The 16,689-nt window shown below is 59.1% G+C and carries 20 protein-coding genes; 9 read left to right on the forward strand and 11 right to left on the reverse strand.

The features are described from left to right. Positions 1-619: 619 nt before the first annotated feature. Positions 620-1,849 carry a winged helix-turn-helix domain-containing protein gene (locus tag KHO07_RS19920; protein WP_212625290.1) on the reverse strand — a complete coding sequence of 410 codons (1,230 nt, stop codon included), beginning with the start codon at positions 1,847-1,849 and terminating at the stop codon, positions 620-622. 81 nt (positions 1,850-1,930) lie between these two features. Further along, positions 1,931-2,146, reverse strand: a complete 216-nt coding sequence (locus KHO07_RS19925) for a DUF1127 domain-containing protein (protein WP_212625291.1) — start codon at positions 2,144-2,146, stop codon at positions 1,931-1,933. 95 nt (positions 2,147-2,241) lie between these two features. On the opposite strand from KHO07_RS19925, the gene KHO07_RS19930 reads away from it, so the two are divergent. Further along, positions 2,242-3,096, forward strand: coding sequence for a LysR substrate-binding domain-containing protein (locus tag KHO07_RS19930; RefSeq protein WP_212625292.1), 855 nt, complete (start codon positions 2,242-2,244; stop codon positions 3,094-3,096). Here KHO07_RS19930 and KHO07_RS19935 read toward each other — a convergent pair. Beyond that, positions 3,086-3,820 carry a sulfite exporter TauE/SafE family protein gene (locus KHO07_RS19935; protein ID WP_150736107.1) on the reverse strand — a complete coding sequence of 245 codons (735 nt, stop codon included), beginning with the start codon at positions 3,818-3,820 and terminating at the stop codon, positions 3,086-3,088. The genes KHO07_RS19930 and KHO07_RS19935 overlap by 11 nt on opposite strands. Before the next feature lie 124 nt (positions 3,821-3,944). Here KHO07_RS19935 and KHO07_RS19940 point away from each other — a divergent pair, with 124 nt between their 5' ends. From KHO07_RS19940 to KHO07_RS19955, 4 genes are all read left to right on the forward strand, one after another. After that, complete coding sequence (locus tag KHO07_RS19940) at positions 3,945-4,901, forward strand: LysR family transcriptional regulator (RefSeq protein WP_212627664.1); 957 nt, start codon at positions 3,945-3,947, stop codon at positions 4,899-4,901. 69 nt (positions 4,902-4,970) lie between these two features. Beyond that, entirely contained in the window at positions 4,971-5,432 is a 462-nt protein-coding gene (locus tag KHO07_RS19945; RefSeq protein WP_150736027.1) for a MarR family transcriptional regulator, read from the forward strand. 365 nt (positions 5,433-5,797) lie between these two features. After that, the gene (locus KHO07_RS19950; protein WP_075948184.1) at positions 5,798-6,217 is read left to right on the forward strand and encodes an organic hydroperoxide resistance protein; all 420 of its coding nucleotides are present in this window, start codon (positions 5,798-5,800) and stop codon (positions 6,215-6,217) included. A 34-nt stretch (positions 6,218-6,251) separates the two neighbouring features. Beyond that, positions 6,252-7,265 (forward strand): alpha/beta hydrolase, encoded by a 1,014-nt coding sequence (locus KHO07_RS19955; protein WP_212625293.1) that lies wholly within the window; start codon positions 6,252-6,254, stop codon positions 7,263-7,265. A 151-nt stretch (positions 7,266-7,416) separates the two neighbouring features. Here KHO07_RS19955 and KHO07_RS19960 read toward each other — a convergent pair whose 3' ends face one another. Next, complete coding sequence (locus KHO07_RS19960; RefSeq protein WP_007943632.1) at positions 7,417-7,986, reverse strand: elongation factor P; 570 nt, start codon at positions 7,984-7,986, stop codon at positions 7,417-7,419. Positions 7,987-8,034: 48 nt separating this feature from the next. Further along, entirely contained in the window at positions 8,035-9,177 is a 1,143-nt protein-coding gene (earP, locus tag KHO07_RS19965; RefSeq protein WP_212625294.1) for an elongation factor P maturation arginine rhamnosyltransferase EarP, read from the reverse strand. 124 nt (positions 9,178-9,301) lie between these two features. On the opposite strand from earP, the gene KHO07_RS19970 reads away from it, so the two are divergent. Beyond that, positions 9,302-9,709, forward strand: coding sequence for a hypothetical protein (locus KHO07_RS19970; RefSeq protein ID WP_150736024.1), 408 nt, complete (start codon positions 9,302-9,304; stop codon positions 9,707-9,709). Positions 9,710-9,711: 2 nt separating this feature from the next. Beyond that, on the forward strand, positions 9,712-10,194 hold the full coding sequence (locus KHO07_RS19975; protein ID WP_075949304.1) for a GreA/GreB family elongation factor: 483 nt from the start codon (positions 9,712-9,714) through the stop codon (positions 10,192-10,194). A 6-nt stretch (positions 10,195-10,200) separates the two neighbouring features. Here KHO07_RS19975 and cysB read toward each other — a convergent pair whose 3' ends face one another. The 5 genes from cysB to KHO07_RS20000 all read right to left on the reverse strand — a co-directional run bounded on the left by cysB (position 10,201) and on the right by KHO07_RS20000 (position 14,155). Next, positions 10,201-11,175: an HTH-type transcriptional regulator CysB gene (gene cysB, locus KHO07_RS19980; RefSeq protein WP_007899921.1), complete on the reverse strand. Its 975-nt coding sequence runs from the start codon at positions 11,173-11,175 to the stop codon at positions 10,201-10,203. Between the two features lie 113 nt (positions 11,176-11,288). Continuing rightward, a complete protein-coding gene (locus KHO07_RS19985; RefSeq protein ID WP_150736022.1) occupies positions 11,289-11,792 on the reverse strand; it encodes a universal stress protein in 504 nt (167 codons plus the stop codon). Between the two features lie 94 nt (positions 11,793-11,886). Further along, a complete protein-coding gene (locus tag KHO07_RS19990; RefSeq protein WP_212625295.1) occupies positions 11,887-12,792 on the reverse strand; it encodes a 5'-nucleotidase in 906 nt (301 codons plus the stop codon). 26 nt (positions 12,793-12,818) lie between these two features. Continuing rightward, positions 12,819-13,772, reverse strand: a complete 954-nt coding sequence (locus tag KHO07_RS19995; RefSeq protein WP_150736020.1) for a putative 2-dehydropantoate 2-reductase — start codon at positions 13,770-13,772, stop codon at positions 12,819-12,821. Continuing rightward, on the reverse strand, positions 13,769-14,155 hold the full coding sequence (locus tag KHO07_RS20000) for a thioredoxin family protein (RefSeq protein WP_150736019.1): 387 nt from the start codon (positions 14,153-14,155) through the stop codon (positions 13,769-13,771). Before KHO07_RS20000 ends, KHO07_RS19995 begins: the two co-directional genes overlap by 4 nt. Here KHO07_RS20000 and KHO07_RS20005 point away from each other — a divergent pair. Continuing rightward, positions 14,154-14,597 (forward strand): PilZ domain-containing protein, encoded by a 444-nt coding sequence (locus KHO07_RS20005; protein ID WP_212625296.1) that lies wholly within the window; start codon positions 14,154-14,156, stop codon positions 14,595-14,597. The genes KHO07_RS20000 and KHO07_RS20005 overlap by 2 nt on opposite strands. A 128-nt stretch (positions 14,598-14,725) precedes the next feature. Next, a complete protein-coding gene (locus tag KHO07_RS20010) occupies positions 14,726-15,802 on the forward strand; it encodes a 3-deoxy-7-phosphoheptulonate synthase (protein WP_150736017.1) in 1,077 nt (358 codons plus the stop codon). A 72-nt stretch (positions 15,803-15,874) separates the two neighbouring features. Here KHO07_RS20010 and KHO07_RS20015 read toward each other — a convergent pair whose 3' ends face one another. Next, the gene (locus KHO07_RS20015) at positions 15,875-16,162 is read right to left on the reverse strand and encodes a GNAT family N-acetyltransferase (RefSeq protein WP_020800382.1); all 288 of its coding nucleotides are present in this window, start codon (positions 16,160-16,162) and stop codon (positions 15,875-15,877) included. Between the last annotated feature and the right edge of the window lie 527 nt (positions 16,163-16,689).

Raw genomic sequence — 16,689 nt, forward strand, 5'->3', positions numbered from 1 at the left:
GTGAAGACAATCGCTGGCAAGCCAGCTCCCACAGGATTTGCGCCATACACATAATTTATGTCCGACGCGGTCACTGTGGGAGCTGGCTTGCCAGCGATGGCGTCAGCTCAGTCCACACCGATTTGGGCCAATGCCACCCGCAACCGGTCCGCACTCCCACAGAATTTACGCCGTACACATAATTTATGTCCGACGCGGTCACTGTGGCAGCTGGCTTGCCAGCGATGGCGTCAGCTCAGTCACCATCAATCTGAGCCAATGCCACCCACAACCGGTCCGCACTCCCACAGAATTTACGCCGTACACATAATTTATGTCCGACGCGGTCACTGTGGGAGCTGGCTTGCCAGCGATGGCGTCAGCTCAGTCACCATCAAACCGGGCCAATGCCACCCACAACCGGTCCGCACTCCCACAGAATTTGCGCCGTACACATAATTTATGTCCGACGCGGTCACTGTGGGAGCTGGCTTGCCAGCGATGGCGTCAGCTCAGTCACCAGCAAACCGGGCCAATGCCACCCACAACCGGTCCGCACTCCCACAGAATTTGCGCCGTACACATAATTTATGTCCGAAGCGATCACTGTGGGAGCTGGCTTGCCAGCGATGGCGTCAGCTCAGTCACCAGCAAACTGAGCCAATGCCACCCGCAACCGGTCTGCACTCGCCCGCGGGCAGTTCAACTGAACTTGCGCCAGCCCCATCCAATCCGCCATCCGCCGCAGATTCACCGCCAACGCCAGCATCCCCTCCTCGTCCAGTCCCGTTTCCTCCTCATGCACCGCATGCACCGCCAACCGCCCCACCGCCCGCTCGGCACGCAGATCGACCCGCGCGGCAATGCGTTCGTTGTGCAAAAACGGCAAGACGTAATAGCCGTAGACCCGTTTGTCCTGCGGCGTATAAATCTCCAACCGATAGCGAAAGTCGAACAGACGCTCGGTGCGGCTGCGCTCCCAGATCAGCGAATCAAACGGTGAAAGCAACGCACTGGCCTCAACCTTGCGCGGCACCTTGGGCTCGGGCAGGCAATAGGCTGGCTGCTTCCAGCCCTGAACTTCGCCAGTGAGCAATTCGCCCGCCTCGACCAACTCCGCCAGACGTGGACGACTGTCTGCGGGATTCAGACGGAAGTAGTCACGCAAGTCCTTTTCGGTGCCCACGCCCAAGGCTGTCGCGGCATGCAGCAGCAAGCCCCGCTGAGCCTCGGCTTCATTGACCAACGGCTGCGCCAGTACCTGCGAAGGAATGACCCGTTCCGGCAAGTCATAAAGCCGCTCGAATCCGCGCCGGCCAGCCACGGTGACTTCACCAGCGGCGAATAACCATTCCAGCGCATGCTTTTCCGCGCTCCAGTCCCACCAGGGGCCAGCTCGCTCTTGGCGGGTCGACAGGCTGCCAGCGCCCAACGCCCCCAGTTCTTCAACCGAAGCCAGCACCCGGCGAATGGTGTCTGGCTGCTCACGACCGAAACGCGCCAGCTGTTGATAAATATCTTCACCACGGGCCGCACGTTGCATTCGCCAGCGCATCAGCGGGTACATCGACATCGGCAGCAACGACGCTTCGTGGCCCCAGTATTCAAACAGCGTGCGACGTCGCCCCGCACTCCAGGCAGCCTGGTCGAGCAAGTCGCAAGAATAGGAACCCAGACGGGAAAACAGTGGAAGGTAGTGCGAGCGCACCACGGCGTTGACGGAGTCGATTTGCAGGATACCCAGCCGCTCGATCAAGCGGTTGAGCTGCACAGCCTTGATCGCCGCTGGCGGCTGGCGCCCGTTGAACCCTTGGGCGGCCAGTGCCAGACGCCGAGCTTGTTTGAGGGTAAAGGACAACGTTGCGGGCATGAGCATCTCCTTGTCTGCTCGCAACCTACCTCACCGGTAAGGGGTTTGTGTAGCTTCGCACTCATCATTTATTGGTCGGGATCATTTATGCATCGGGTCGTTCCAGAACGGCTTGATCGACTCGTGCTCGACATCCGCCCGGCTCATGCCAATGTCCTTCAGTGCTTCGTCGCTCAAGCTTGCCAGCAGTTCGCGTTCGCGATGCAACTCATACCAGCGGCTGATCTTGTGCAGCAGATCGGATATCAGGTGAACCGAATGATGTTCTGAACCCTGGAACTCATGTTGACCTTTCATCTTGTTGCCCTCCGTTTGGATGGCTCCAGTCTCGCGCCGGGTCTAAGATCAATCCAACAAATGTTTCTGATGGCAACCATCTCGGAGATTGATGTATGTCGAGCTACCCGACGATCGATACCGAAGTGCTGCGCACCTTTGTCGCGATTGCCGACCAGGGTGGCTTTACCCGCGCCGGCGAGCTGGTCCATCGCACCCAGTCAGCCGTCAGCATGCAGATGAAACGGCTGGAAGAAGATGTGTTGCAGCGCCAGTTGTTCCAGCGCGACGGACGCCAGGTGCGCCTCACCGCCGAAGGCCAGGTGCTGTTGGGCTACGCGCGGCGCATCCTCAAGTTGCACAGTGAAGTGTTCAATACATTGCGCGAGCCGGACATGATCGGCACGGTGCGCATCGGCACGCCGGACGACTACGTGATGCGTTTTCTGCCGGGGATTCTGCGGCGGTTTGCCCAGTCCTATCCGCTGATCCAGATCGAAGTGCATTGCGAATCATCAAAACAATTGCTGATGCGTCAGGATCTGGACCTGTCCATCGTCACCCGCGAACCGGGCAGCGAAATAGGCCAGTTGTTGCGCAAGGAGCGGTTTGTCTGGGCCGAAGCTCAATGCTACAGCGCCCACGAACAAACGCCGCTGCCGCTGGCAATGTTCAACAGTGATTGCTTCTGCCGGATGTGGGCCTGCAATGCCCTTGATGCACAGGGCCGCGATTATCGCGTGGCGTATAACAGTGACAGCCTCTCGGCAATCATGGCGGTGGTCAGCGCTGGCCTGGCGATCACTGCGCAACTGGAAAGCCTGATCACTCCGGACATGCGCATCCTCGGTGAAGCCGAAGACCTCCCGCTGCTACCTGAAGCCAGCATCATGCTCGTGCGAAACCTGCACAGTCCGTCGCCTATCACTGAATGCCTGGCCGAACACATCGTCGAAGGCTTCAAACTTTAAACGCGAGCATCACCGCACAGAGCACCAGAAAACCGCAGAACAGTGCGCGCAACAGGCGCTCCGGCATGGCGTGGGCGATTTTCACGCCCCAACTGATACTCAACAATCCACCGATCGCCAGCGGCACACCAACCATCCAGTCCACCTGATGATGCACGGCATAGGTCACCAGCGTGACGCCGGTGCTTGGCAATGCCAGCGCCAGCGACAATCCCTGCGCGACCACTTGAGTGGTACCGAACAGGCTTGTCAGCACGGGCGTTGCCACCACTGCCCCGCCCACGCCGAACAAACCGCCCATGGTGCCGGATGCCGCACCGAGTACACCCAGCCAGGGCCACGAATAATTCATTTGCGAAGAGGCCGGTGCACTGGCGAAGAACATTCGCATCAGGTTGTAGGCCGATAGCGCGACCAGAAAGGCGACGAAGCCGATGCGCATGGTTTGCGCGTCAATGCCCACGGCCCAGATCGAACCGATCCAGGCGAAGCAGAACCCCATCGAAGCGAGCGGAAGCGCGTGGCGCAACTCGATCTTGTTACGCTGGTGATAACGCCACAACGCCAGCATCACGTTCGGCACCACCATCACCAGCGCCGTGCCTTGGGCGATTTGCTGATCGAGACCGCACAACACGCCCAGCAGCGGGATGGCGATCAAGCCACCGCCGATACCGAAAATTCCGCCGAGCGTGCCCAAGGCAGCGCCGAAGACCAGATACATCAAAAATTCAATCACCGCGATTTCCTCTCACATCAGACCGCTCATCCTACGCAGTTGGTTATGGCGCGGAAACGCACAGCAACGCACAATGGCTTTGCCAAACTCGCACAAGCGCAAACTCGCCATGAATCCGAATCAACTGACCGAACAACTGGGCCTGTTTCTGGACGTACTGGAAACCGGTAGTTTTTCCGCAGCGTCTCGTCGTCATCCGCTGACCCCTTCAGCGGTAGCCCGGCGTATCGATAGCCTGGAAAGCGCGGTCGGCAGTCAGTTGTTCTTTCGCAGTACGCACGCGGTACGCGCTACCCCTGCGGGGTTGGCGTTTGCCGAGCGCGCGCGGCGCATCGTCGCGGAATTGCGTTTGGCCCGGGCCGAGGCGGTGTCTTTGAGCAGCGCACCCGAAGGCCTGATTCGTATCGATGCCCCGGCCGCGTTTGGCCGACGGCACCTGGCGCCGGTAATTGCCGATTTTCTGATGCTCTATCCCGGCCTCGATGTGCAGCTTCACCTGATCGACAGCTTCGTTGACATGCAAGGCTTGAACCTGGGCAAGGTTGACCTGGTGCTGCGCGCCGGGCAAATGGCCGACACCCGTTTGGTGGCCACACCGCTGGCGAGCATGGTGCGTATCGCCTGCGCCAGCCCGGACTACTTGCAGCGCCGTGGCGTACCAACCGATCCGGCGCAGCTGATCGAACACGACGGTCTCGACTGGGATGGCCTGGCGCCCCCCTTCGCCTGGCGCTTCGAACGCGAAGGCCAGATGCACTTGCACCGCCCCTCGCGCATCCGCATGAGCGCCAACAACGCTGAAGCCCTGGTCTGCGGCGCACTGGCCGGGCTGGGTATCGCGCATTTGCCGACATGGCTGGCCAGCGAATACCTGTTGCGCGGTGAACTGGTGCCGCTGTTCTGCGAGAAGGGCCTGCCCAGACCGGAAATCACCGGGATCTATGCCTTGCGCCTGCAACAACAACCCAATTCCCGCAGTCGCCTGCTGCTGGAATACCTGAAAACCCGCTTCAGCCCTATTCCGCCGTGGGATCTGGTCCTGCAGACCCATCTGGCCCACCGCTAGTCCAAATTATCTGGCGCGTTAAAGATTTGCCCGCTAGATTCATGACGATCACTGATCGAAGGCTTCAAAATGACCACCGAACGCAACACCCCGGACAACTGCGATGACCTGCTGCTGGACAACCAGGCATGCTTCGCCTTGCACTCCACTTCGCTGATGATGACCAAGGTCTACAAGCCGTTGTTGCAGGCGTTGGGCCTGACCTATCCGCAGTACCTGGCGATGATGGTGTTGTGGGAACAGGACGGTTTGACCGTAGGTGAAATCAGCACGCGCCTGCTGACGGATCCCGGCTCGCTCACCCCGCTGCTCAAGCGCCTGGAAGCCGAAGGTGTGCTCAGCCGCACCCGTAGCCGTGAAGACGAGCGGGTGGTGATCATCGAACTCACCGAAAAAGGTCGTGCCTTGCGCGACAAGGCCCGAGGCATCCCCCAATGCATCCTCGGTGCCAGCGGCATGAGCCTGGAGCGATTGCAGAAACTGCAGGCGGAGCTGCAAGCGCTGCGCAAGCACCTGCAAGACAGCCTCTAACGCTCCTGCAAGCGCAAATCCCCTGTGGGAGCGAGCCTGCTCGCGATAACGGTGTGACCTTCAGCCTGTGTGTTGGCTGACACGCCGCCATCGCGAGCTGGCTCGCTCCCACAGTTCGTTCTGCGTTAAAGAAAGCGAAAATCAGGGTCGCGCCCTTCCACTGAAAAAATCCCGCTGAAAAAAATTCCTTTCGAACGCTCTAATTCAAGCCTTTCAAGCGGGGATCATCACCTCTCTCTCATTTTTTTCAACTTTTTTCATAAATTTATCTTGCGCGCTAAACATTAGCGCGATACATTCACCTCGCACTTACTTGGCGCGCAAACATTTAGCGCAAACAATCAAGCCCGAACGAGGATTTCACCATGCAAACTCTCTACACCGCAGTTGCAACTTCCACCGGTGGCCGTGACGGTCGTGCAATCTCCAGCGACAACATTCTCGACGTCAAACTCGCCACACCTAAAGAGCTTGGCGGCGCTGGCGGCGCGGCGACCAACCCGGAACAACTGTTCGCTGCCGGTTACTCCGCCTGCTTCATCGGCGCCCTGAAATTTGTTGCCAGCCAAACCAAGCGCAGCATCCCGAACGATGCGTCGATCACCGCCCACGTCGGCATCGGCCAGATCCCTGGCGGTTTCGGTCTGGACATCGACTTGCACATCAGCCTGCCAGGCCTGGAACAAGCCGATGCGCAAACCTTGGTCGATGCGGCCCACCAGGTCTGCCCGTACTCCAACGCCACCCGCGGCAACGTTGAAGTGCGCCTGCACGTCACCGTCTAATCACTGAGCCACTCAGACCGAACAGGAAATGAACATGAACGCTTTCAGCAAAGTCTTGACCGGTACCCTCCTCGCGCTGTCCATCAGCAACGCGTTCGCCGGTGATGTTGAACACAACACCCAGGCATTCCTCGATGTGTTGAATGCCGGCACCGGCAAACCGATCGAGCAAATGACGCCGGCCGAAGCCCGCGCCGTGCTGGTGGGTGCGCAGGCCGGGGTCAAGCTGACGCTGCCAAAAGCCGATGTCAGCCAGAAGACCATTCAGGTCGACGGCCAACCGCTGAGCCTGACCATCGTCCGGCCGGCCGGGGTCAAGGGTGAGCTGCCGGTGTTCATGTTCTTCCACGGCGGGGGCTGGGTGCTGGGAGACTTCCCAACCCACGAACGACTGGTTCGTGATCTGGTTGTCGGTTCGGGTGCAGCAGCGGTTTTCGTCAACTACACGCCGTCACCCGAAGCTCACTACCCGGTGGCGATCAACCAGGCCTACGCCGCGACCAAATGGGTGGCTGAACACGGTAAAGACATCAACGTCGATGGCAAACGCCTGGCCGTGGCCGGCAACAGCGTCGGCGGCAACATGGCGGCCGTGGTTGCCCTGATGGCCAAAGACAAAGGCACACCAGCGATCAAGTTCCAGGTATTGCTGTGGCCGGTGACCGATGCCAACTTCGAGACGGCATCCTACAACCAGTATGCCGAGGGGCACTTCCTCACTAAAAACATGATGAAGTGGTTCTGGGACAACTACACCACCGACGCCAAACAGCGTAACGAGATCTATGCCTCACCGCTGCGGGCAACCCCTGCGCAACTCAAGGGCCTGCCACCGGCGCTGGTACAAACGGCGGGTGCCGACGTGCTGCGCGATGAAGGTGAAGCCTACGCCCGCAAACTCGATGAAGCCGGCGTGCCGGTGACCTCGGTTCGCTACAACGGCATGATCCACGATTACGGTTTGCTCAATGTGGTGAGTCAGGTGCCGGCGGTGCGTTCGGCGATGCTGCAGGCGTCGCAAGAGCTCAAGGAACATCTGAAGAAATGACACCACCTGTAGGAGCCGTCTTGCTGGCGATAGCGATCTCGAAGACGTCATCGCCAGCAAGCCGGCTCCTACGGGTTTGCGCTGCGGCTCAATCGATGGACACAAAAAAGCCCGACTCAATGGTCGGGCTTTTTCATTCCTGAAGCAGTGCTTATTTAGCACGGCCTTTGTAGGAACCGCCTTCGCGGGTATCGATCTCGATCATGTCGCCGATTTCGATGAAGTCAGCAACCGACAGCTCGGTACCGTTCTTCAGTTTGGCAGGCTTCATTACCTTGCCGGAAGTGTCACCGCGAGCGGAACCTTCGGTGTAGTCAACCTGACGCACGATAGTGGTCGGCAGTTCTACGGAAACCAGACGCTCTTCGAAGAAGATCGCTTCGCAAACATCGGTCATGCCTTCTTCAACGAAAGGCAGAACGGCTTCGATGTCTTCAGCGTTCAGCTCGTACATGGTGTAGTCAGTGGTGTCCATGAACGTGTAGGTGTCGCCGCTGATGAAGGACAGGGTCGCTTCTTTACGGTCGAGGATTACGTCGTCCAGTTTGTCGTCGGCGCTGTAAACGATCTCGGTCTTGTAACCGGTCAGCAGGTTTTTCAGCTTGGTCTTCATGATCGCGCTGTTACGACCCGACTTGGTGAATTCAGCTTTCTGAACCAGCCAAGGATCGTTTTCGAGACGGATCACGGTACCGGGTTTCAGTTCTTTACCAGTTTTCATTGCGAATATCCGAATTTGGATGGGATTTACAAAAATCTAGGCCGCGTATCATATCCAATTTCCATAAAACTGTACCAGCGCCGTGGCAAGATCGGCCTGCAAGGCCTGTTCCAGACACCACGTCTCGGCGTGTTTTTCCAGCTCCGGCCAGTGTTTACGGGTGGAATGCCAGTGGTCGGTCATTTTTTCCCCGGCGTTCCACGCCCGCCAAAGACTGCTGATCGCGTCGCTGGCAGGCTCCGATAGCCCTTTGACATACAACGCAAGGAAGGCTTCGAGCTTGTCCAGGTGGACATCCTCTTCCTGCTGATAGATATGCCAGAGCAACGGCCGACCCGCCCATTGCGCACGCACGAAGGAATCTTCGCCGCGCACGGCGTTGAAATCACAGCACCACAGCAACTGGTCATATTGGTCCTGACGGACAAACGGCAGCACCTGCACGGTCACGGCTTCGCGCACGTGCAGCGCGCCGGCCTTCAGATCGTTCACGCCCAGCCAGCGCTCGACATCGCCGAGCACCCGCCCCTCAGGCACCAGCACATGAGTGGGCGTCGAATCGCCGGCCAACGCATCCAGCCAACTGGCCAGCCCGGCGTTTTCGTAGGCAAACAGCGAAATCAACTGCGCATCCGGCGCTCGATCGACCCCCAGGCCTTGCAGGAATGTTCGCTGAGCCTGTGGATCCTGTTGAAACTGCCGACGTCGTTCCAGCAAGCCGCTTTCACGCAACAAGCCGCCCGTACCTTTCTGGAACCCCGGAAAGAAGAAGAACTTCTGCACGTGCCTGTATTTAACCGATGGCAGACCGTGGCACCCAATCACCCAGTCCTCGGCACTCAGGTAATCGAGATTCATCCACAGCGGCGGTTGTTTGCGCTCGGCCATCGCCTCCATATAGGCAGCGGGCAACTGGCAGGCGAATGCGGCGATCACCACATCCGCGGCCTCGGTCGGCAACCACTCGGCTGGCCACTGACGGACCTCGACACCCTGCTGCCATTGCTGCGCGACATGGATATCGATCTCGGGGCACATGCGCTCGAAAGCACGCAGGTCATCGACCCATAAACGCACCGCCAGCGAATGCTCGGCCACCAGTTGCCGAGCCAGACGCCAAGTCACACCGATGTCGCCGTAGTTATCGACCACGGTGCAAAAAATATCCCAGCGGGTTTTCAATTCAGACATTCCAGGTTCCCGTTGGCAAAGGCAGCGATTGTCCGCATAAATTACCCTGCGCAGAAGAGCCGACGACGATTAATCTTCGTGCGACAATCGACACTCGCCCGCGACTCACCGCCAGGAGGCCGTCATGCCCCACCGTCCCACACCGCGCCGCCCGTTGCCGATCCAGCTCAATGCCGTGCAACTGACCGGCAGCATCGCCCTCGGTTTGTGGCTGGGCTTTCTCGCCATCGCGCTGACCTGCTGGCTCGCCTCGCGCCTGTTCTTCAGCGAACAACTGGCCCCGGTGGCCCAGGCGGTGCAGCAACTGGCGAACCCGCCGGTGGTGCAACAGGTTCCGGATATCCCGCCACAGAGCCCTCTGTTCGAGCAGTATGAAGAGAACCTGCGCAAGAACGAGCAGGCGCAACGACTCGATCAGGCCCGCGGCAGCAACCGCAATCTGTCGAACGCCAAATGCCAGTTCTGGCTGCAACAGGACCAGACGGCACCTAGCGAAAAAAGCCGCGCCAACGTCCTGCAATTCTGCGATTGATCATGAACAAACAAACTGTCCACCAACTGATTCTCGACAAGCTGCGAGTCGATCTCGACATCGCTGAACGGGCCGCGCAAACCGCTTACGAAACCGCGACCCATGAAGAAAACATCGCCGAAAACAAGTACGACACGCTGGGGCTGGAGGCCTCCTATCTGGCTGCCGGGCAGGCCAAACGGGTCGAAGAGATTCGCCAGTCACTGACGCTTTGTCAGAACCTGGCGTTGCGTGCGTATGACGATCAACGGGGCATCGAGATCGGTGCATTGCTCGGCCTGGAGGACGAAAAGGGCCGTGAGCAATGGCTGTTCCTGGCGCCTGATGCGGCGGGCCTGAAAGTCGACCTGGTGGGGCAGTTGATAACCGTCATCACCCCGCGCTCACCGCTGGGCAAAAGCCTGCTGGGCAAGTTCGAAGGTGATGAGGTGGAGATTCTGGTGGCGGGCGCTCGGCAACAGTTCGCTGTTACCGAGGTCATCTAGAAAGGCTTAATGGACCGGCAGTTCGACGCCGTCGAACAGCTCTTCCAGTTCCTGTTTGTTGTGGCACTGAATGGCCTTGGCCATCACTTCGCGGGTCAGGTGCGGGGCGAATTTCTCGATGAAGTCGCACATGAAACCACGCAGGAAGGTGCCACGACGGAAGCCGATCTTGGTGATGCTGGACTCGAACAGTTCGCTGGCATCGAGCACCACGAGGTCGCTGTCGAGTTTGGTGTCGACGGCCATTTTCGCCACGATACCTACCCCCAGGCCCAGGCGAACGTAGGTTTTGATCACGTCGGCGTCGGCGGCGGTGAACACCACTTTCGGTGTCAGGCCACGATGGCTGAAAGCTTCGTCGAGTTTCGAACGGCCAGTGAAACCGAACACGTACGTCACGATCGGGTATTCGGCCAGGGCTTCGAGGGTCAGCTTCGACAGCTTGGTCAGTGGGTGGCCCTGAGGCACGACCACGCAACGGTTCCAGCGGTAGCAAGGCATCATCACCAAATCACCGAACAGTTCCAGCGCTTCGGTGGCGATGGCGAAATCCACGGTGCCATCAGCCGCCATTTCGGCGATTTGCATCGGTGAACCCTGGTGCATGTGCAGGGCAACGTCCGGGTACTGCTTGATGAAGTTGCTGATCACCGGCGGCAATGCATAACGCGCCTGGGTGTGGGTGGTGGCGATCGACAGGGTGCCTTTTTTCTCGTTGGAGAATTCCTGGGCAATCTGCTTGATGCTTTCAACCTTGCGCAGGATTTCGCCAGCGGTGGTGATGATGCGCTCCCCGGCCGGAGTAACGCGGGTCAGGTGCTTGCCGCTGCGGGCGAACACTTCGACGCCCAATTCGTCTTCCAGCAGGCGGATCTGTTTGCTGATACCCGGTTGCGAGGTGTAGAGGCTTTGGGCTGTAGCGGAAACGTTGAGGTCGTGGTGCGCCACTTCCCAGATGTAGCGCAGTTGTTGAAGCTTCATATGAATCCCTCAAAGCAGATAGACGCCACGGGCATCAGCGACGGTATATAACTATATTAATGGCTTGAAGAATAAATCTAGAACTTTTTTATCGAAGCGCCACCATTCGCGCTCTAGCGATCCCCTTGGCGACGACGTTGCACCAGCGGCACCAGATAAACCGGCACCTTGGACAACTGCAGCACACGCGCAGCCGTGCGACCCAGCGGCGTTTCCGCGCCAGCACCATGGCTGTGACTACCTACGATCAACAAATCCACGGAGAGTTTCTGCGCCTGGTCGAGAATCACCTGCGACGGATCGCCCTGCAGCACCCGCACCGCCTGGATTCTTTTCAGGTCCAGCGCCCCCTCCTCCCCCAGCTCTTCACGAAAACTGTCCAGCACCCGCTGCTCGATACTGGCGATGACTGTGCTCAGACCCTGGCTGTGAAACTCGTTCAACGCCTGCTCGTCAAGGTAGCTCTGCAGCACTGATTCGGCGAACAGCCCCATGGGTTCCACCGCATGCACTACATACAAGTCGGCATTGAATGTCCGAGCCATTTCCAGGGCGTGCTGCATCACCACAGGGGCGTACAGGCCGAGGTCAGTGGCGTACAGCATCGAACGAATCATATGACCTCCTCGAATGCCAACATGGCGGAGATTGATTCAGCTTAGCAGCGCCTTGGCGAGTACGACGCCCTGCGTAACGCGTTGAACGGCGGGCTTAAACCTTTTGCTCGTTGCTTATGCCATGGGGCACATGACCGGTGGCGACGACTTCACGGGCCAATTCGCAGTGGCCGGCCTGATCATCGAAAAAAACGTCGGCGGCAAAGGCTTCGAGAAACGCCGATTTGGCCAGGCCACCGAGGAACAGCGACTCATCCAGACGAATGTCCCATTCGCGCAACGTGCGGATCACCCGCTCATGGGCCGGCGCCGAGCGCGCCGTCACCAGCGCCGTGCGGATGGGACACTCGCCGTCCGGGAACTCGCGCTGCAACACATTGAGGGCCGCGAGAAAACCTTTGAACGGCCCACCACGCAAGGGCTCGCGCGCCGCTTCGCGTTCGCTGGCCTGAAACGCCTCCAGCCCCCCGGCCTGATAGACGCGCTCCGATTCATCGGAAAACAGCACCGCATCCCCGTCGAACGCGATGCGCAGTTCGTCGCTGGCCGCACGGCTGGCACCGCCGGACAAAATGGTCGCCGCGGCGAAACCGGCATCCAGGGCACTGCGCACATCTTCGGCGTGGGTCGAAAGAAAAAGGTCGCAGCCAAACGCCTTGAGGTACGGATAAGGGCTACGGCCGCCCACGAATGCCGCGCGGGAAATCGCCAGCCCGTAATGATGGATCGAGTTGAAAACGCGCAGGCCGGTGTCGGCGCTGTTGCGCGACACCAGGATCACTTCGACCCGGGCGCGCCCGAGGCTGGCGTTAAGGTTCAGGAGTTTCTGCACCAACGGAAACGCATCGCCGGGCTCGAGGATTTCGTCTTCGTGCTCGATCTGATACTGCCGATAAGCCTCGACGCCACTCGACAGGTAGACCTTGTGGCTTTCACTCAGGTCGAACAACGCTCGCGACGAAATCGCCAGCACCAGTTTGTCGTCAATTGCCTTTGGCATCCCCTTCCCCCCTTGCCTTGATCGACTCAAGCATTACGTCGATCGATGAAACTCAAGCTGCGATACAACGCCTCGACTCGCGGCATTTCACAGCCCGCCGCTTTGGCCGCGGCCAGAGGCCGGGCGTAGATGGCCTGCAATTCCAGCGGTCGCTTGTGCAGAAAATCGTGGTACATGCTCGGCCAATAGGCAGGCATTTTCTCGGTCATCATGAACAAGTGCTCGGCATAACCGGGTGGCACATCGTGACCACAGGCGATTGCGCCCTGCACCACTTCGGCCATCAGTGCCTTGACCATTTCGCGGCTGTCGGCATCGGCCATCAAGGGTGTGGTGCTCGCCCCGAGCAACACCGACAGACCGTTGTAAGGGATATTCCAGACCAGTTTCTGCCAGCGCGCCTGATGCAGGTTCGCCATGGCCTGGGAGTCGACGCCGGCGGTGCGGAACAGCCCGACACCCTCCTCGACGATCGCCGTGCGCGTCGATTCATCGGCGGGGCCACTGTGGTAGCCGACATGCACCGCACCCAGCGCCTGATGGGTCACGACCCCCGGCCCTTCGCGATGAACGCAGATGTAGCAAAGCCCGCCCAGCAGATGCAGCGAGTCAGGAAGCAGCCCGCGCAGACTGTCTTCGACATCCAGGCCATTCTGCAACAACAGGACCTTGGCGTTCGGCGCGGCGGCTCGCAGGATCGCCGGCGCCAAATCCGCGTTGCTGGTGGTCTTGGCGCCCACCAGCAACCAGTCGCAAGGCGGCATGTCTTGCGCATCCGAATAGGCCTGCACCGGATTCAACGTCAGCGAACCATGGGGTGCACTGTTCACTTGCAACCCGTTTTCGGCCACCGCGCAAAACTCGCTGCGCAGCAGAAAGTGCACATCGAAACCGGCACGCGCCAGCATCACCCCGTAGAAACCACCGATTGCACCGGTACCGATAATACCGATCGTCGGTTTGGCAACTGCCCCCATCATGGCAACTCCTCTGCTGTTCGACTCAACGCCTGACGTATCGCCCGATTCAGTTCGGTGCCGGTCAGGCGCGAATGCAATGCCCCGAAGAACTCACCGTCGCGTACCAGGAACAGCGCCGGCAAATGAAAAACCTGATATCGCTCGACCACCCCGCCATTGTTCCCGGCATCGATCCAGCACAGCCGATCGATTGCCAGATCGAGTGCCGGTAATTGCTCACGGGCAAAACGGCAGCTGGAACAGCCGACACTGGTGAAAATCACCAGCGACACGCCGTTCATCGCCAGCAGCCGTTGGTCGGCGTCGAAATCGGTCAGTTCCGATTCGACCACTATACTGGGGGAAACAATGTCAGATGGCCGACACATGGAGTCCGTGTTCATGGGACGATTTATTCCTCATCCTGACGATGTGCCCGTGGAATTAACGTTGCTCAAACCTGAGTGTATTTCGCGACGACAGTTGCACACTATCAGCCTCGGGGGCATGGCTTGCAATTATCACCGCGCCTGGCGCCACGGCACGGCGCTCGAAGTGCGCATGCCGACGCTGAACCCCGACATGCGCTTTCTGGGCTATGTGGCCTGGTGTCTGCGACGTAAACACGGCTACCTGGTGGGCATTGCTTTCGTCGACGAGCAGACGCTGTTCAGCGCCCGAATGGGCGAGCAGGTGTGCCAGATCGAGCGTTACTGCCGTGAGCACGACACCCACAATGATCTGCAGGAAATTCAGGCGCTGGCGCTGGAGTGGGTCCAGGAACACGCCGACGAGTTCTCCCACGAAACGGTTCGCAAGGCATTTGCACAGCCTGCACTGGATTAAAGCGCTGCCAGCCCATTGTCTAGCCACGGTGTAACGCGCTAAGGTTCGGCTCCCCGACGCGCTTAATTTGCTGTGCTCCGCCGCGCGGGTTCGCTGGCGGCCGGCACCCGTGACCTGACGAGTAAACGATGGCTGATTTACCGATCAACGACCTAAACGTCGCCTCCAACGAGACACTGATCACCCCCGATCAGCTCAAGCGCGATATTCCCCTGAGCGACGCTGCGCTGCGCACCGTGACCAAGGGCCGCGAAGTCATTCGCAACATTCTCGATGGCACCGACCATCGCCTGTTCGTCGTTATCGGGCCTTGCTCGATCCACGACATCAAGGCAGCCCACGAATACGCCGAGCGCCTGAAGGTTCTCGCCGCGGAAGTGTCCGATACCCTGTATCTGGTCATGCGCGTGTATTTCGAGAAGCCGCGCACCACCGTCGGCTGGAAAGGCTTGATCAACGACCCGTACCTGGACGACTCGTTCAAGATCCAGGACGGCCTGCACATCGGTCGTCAACTGCTGCTGGACCTGGCCGAAAAAGGCCTGCCAACCGCTACCGAAGCCCTCGACCCGATCTCCCCGCAATATTTGCAGGACCTGATCAGCTGGTCGGCCATCGGCGCGCGCACCACCGAATCCCAGACTCACCGTGAAATGGCGTCCGGCCTGTCCTCGGCCGTCGGCTTCAAGAACGGCACCGATGGCGGCCTGACCGTGGCGATCAACGCCCTGCAATCGGTTTCCAGCCCGCACCGCTTCCTGGGGATCAACCAGGAAGGTGGCGTGTCGATCGTGACCACCAAGGGCAACGCCTACGGTCACGTCGTGCTGCGCGGTGGCAACGGCAAGCCGAACTACGATTCGGTCAGCGTCGCCCTGTGCGAACAAGCGCTGAACAAAGCGAAGATCAAGCCGAACATCATGGTCGATTGCAGCCACGCCAACTCCAACAAGGACCCGGCCCTGCAACCGCTGGTGATGGAGAACGTCGCCAACCAGATCCTCGAAGGCAACCAGTCGATCATCGGCCTGATGGTCGAGAGTCACCTGAACTGGGGCTGCCAGTCGATCCCGAAAGACCTTGCCGACCTGCAATACGGCGTGTCGATCACTGATGCCTGCATCGACTGGACCGCTACCGAAAACACCTTGCGCAGCATGCATGCCAAGCTCAAGGAAGTGCTGCCGAAACGCGCCCGTACCTGATCGCGCTTTTCGCCAGACAAAAAAACGCCGGGCTCAACCCGGCGTTTTTTTATGCGTTCGTTTTGTTGAAGGTCACTGACTCAGCTTGGCCGCATGCCGCTGGTGACGCTCCATGTAGCGTTCGACGTAGGAGCACGACGGGATGACCGTGTAGCCCATCTCCTCGGCGTACTGCAATGCCTGCTCGGTCAATGCCGCAGCAATGCCGCGACCACGCAGTGCGTTAGGCACGAACGTGCGATAGATATCCAGGGTCTGTTTTCCCAGATCCATATAAGTCAGGTAGGCACGATGACCGTCCACATTGGTCTCGAACTGATGACCAGCCTGGTCATGGTGGATGGACAACGCCTCGCTCATCACTACTCCTCGCGGGTCTTGGATTTCGACCCCTACCTTACCGATGTTTTTCCGGCGAAGGAACATCTACGCCACCCCGTGCCTGAATGGACACCGAGAAGAGCTACACCGATCTCGCGCAACCGAGCACGTACAAATAGTAGGCACCATTGGCAGAAATGCTCAAGGTACGCTCGTCATCATGCAGGTTGGCAGGTGCCGCTCCGGGTCACGCAGGACTGGCTCGACCAAAGATCCTCGAAGGTCGAAAGCCTGAACATTGCCGGATGTTGAGACTTAAGACGAGCGCCCGTTGTTAAAGTCACCTGAATACGCAGAAAGATATTGAGAGACGCTGCGCAAAATCCGAACAAAAGTGTAGACGAATCCATCTAGCCAGACTTTAGCCAAGACTGGAAAAAGAGCCGTAAGCGTCGGGAACTTTTCTTCTCCGGCTCGCTCAGCTCGGGCCTTGTAGCTGGATATTTTTTAAACAACGCAGTTAAAAGTTGCTCGAAAAAGAATCAACGCCTACAATTTTTTTTGCT

It is taken from the genome of Pseudomonas sp. PP3, from assembly GCF_905336995.1.
In the GTDB taxonomy this organism is placed as follows: Bacteria; Pseudomonadota; Gammaproteobacteria; order Pseudomonadales; family Pseudomonadaceae; genus Aquipseudomonas; species Aquipseudomonas reinekei.

Bases quoted from the DNA above. Each gene is read 5' to 3' on its own strand.
- KHO07_RS19920 (WP_212625290.1), bottom strand. From the start codon at position 1,849: ATGCCCGCAACGTTGTCCTTTACCCTCAAACAAGCTCGGCGTCTGGCA.
- KHO07_RS19925 (WP_212625291.1), bottom strand. From the start codon at position 2,146: ATGAAAGGTCAACATGAGTTCCAGGGTTCAGAACATCATTCGGTTCAC.
- KHO07_RS19930 (WP_212625292.1), top strand. From the start codon at position 2,242: ATGTCGAGCTACCCGACGATCGATACCGAAGTGCTGCGCACCTTTGTC.
- KHO07_RS19935 (WP_150736107.1), bottom strand. From the start codon at position 3,820: ATGTATCTGGTCTTCGGCGCTGCCTTGGGCACGCTCGGCGGAATTTTC.
- KHO07_RS19940 (WP_212627664.1), top strand. From the start codon at position 3,945: ATGAATCCGAATCAACTGACCGAACAACTGGGCCTGTTTCTGGACGTA.
- KHO07_RS19945 (WP_150736027.1), top strand. From the start codon at position 4,971: ATGACCACCGAACGCAACACCCCGGACAACTGCGATGACCTGCTGCTG.
- KHO07_RS19950 (WP_075948184.1), top strand. From the start codon at position 5,798: ATGCAAACTCTCTACACCGCAGTTGCAACTTCCACCGGTGGCCGTGAC.
- KHO07_RS19955 (WP_212625293.1), top strand. From the start codon at position 6,252: ATGAACGCTTTCAGCAAAGTCTTGACCGGTACCCTCCTCGCGCTGTCC.
- KHO07_RS19960 (WP_007943632.1), bottom strand. From the start codon at position 7,986: ATGAAAACTGGTAAAGAACTGAAACCCGGTACCGTGATCCGTCTCGAA.
- earP (WP_212625294.1), bottom strand. From the start codon at position 9,177: ATGTCTGAATTGAAAACCCGCTGGGATATTTTTTGCACCGTGGTCGAT.
- KHO07_RS19970 (WP_150736024.1), top strand. From the start codon at position 9,302: ATGCCCCACCGTCCCACACCGCGCCGCCCGTTGCCGATCCAGCTCAAT.
- KHO07_RS19975 (WP_075949304.1), top strand. From the start codon at position 9,712: ATGAACAAACAAACTGTCCACCAACTGATTCTCGACAAGCTGCGAGTC.
- cysB (WP_007899921.1), bottom strand. From the start codon at position 11,175: ATGAAGCTTCAACAACTGCGCTACATCTGGGAAGTGGCGCACCACGAC.
- KHO07_RS19985 (WP_150736022.1), bottom strand. From the start codon at position 11,792: ATGATTCGTTCGATGCTGTACGCCACTGACCTCGGCCTGTACGCCCCT.
- KHO07_RS19990 (WP_212625295.1), bottom strand. From the start codon at position 12,792: ATGCCAAAGGCAATTGACGACAAACTGGTGCTGGCGATTTCGTCGCGA.
- KHO07_RS19995 (WP_150736020.1), bottom strand. From the start codon at position 13,772: ATGATGGGGGCAGTTGCCAAACCGACGATCGGTATTATCGGTACCGGT.
- KHO07_RS20005 (WP_212625296.1), top strand. From the start codon at position 14,154: ATGGGACGATTTATTCCTCATCCTGACGATGTGCCCGTGGAATTAACG.
- KHO07_RS20000 (WP_150736019.1), bottom strand. From the start codon at position 14,155: ATGAACACGGACTCCATGTGTCGGCCATCTGACATTGTTTCCCCCAGT.
- KHO07_RS20010 (WP_150736017.1), top strand. From the start codon at position 14,726: ATGGCTGATTTACCGATCAACGACCTAAACGTCGCCTCCAACGAGACA.
- KHO07_RS20015 (WP_020800382.1), bottom strand. From the start codon at position 16,162: ATGAGCGAGGCGTTGTCCATCCACCATGACCAGGCTGGTCATCAGTTC.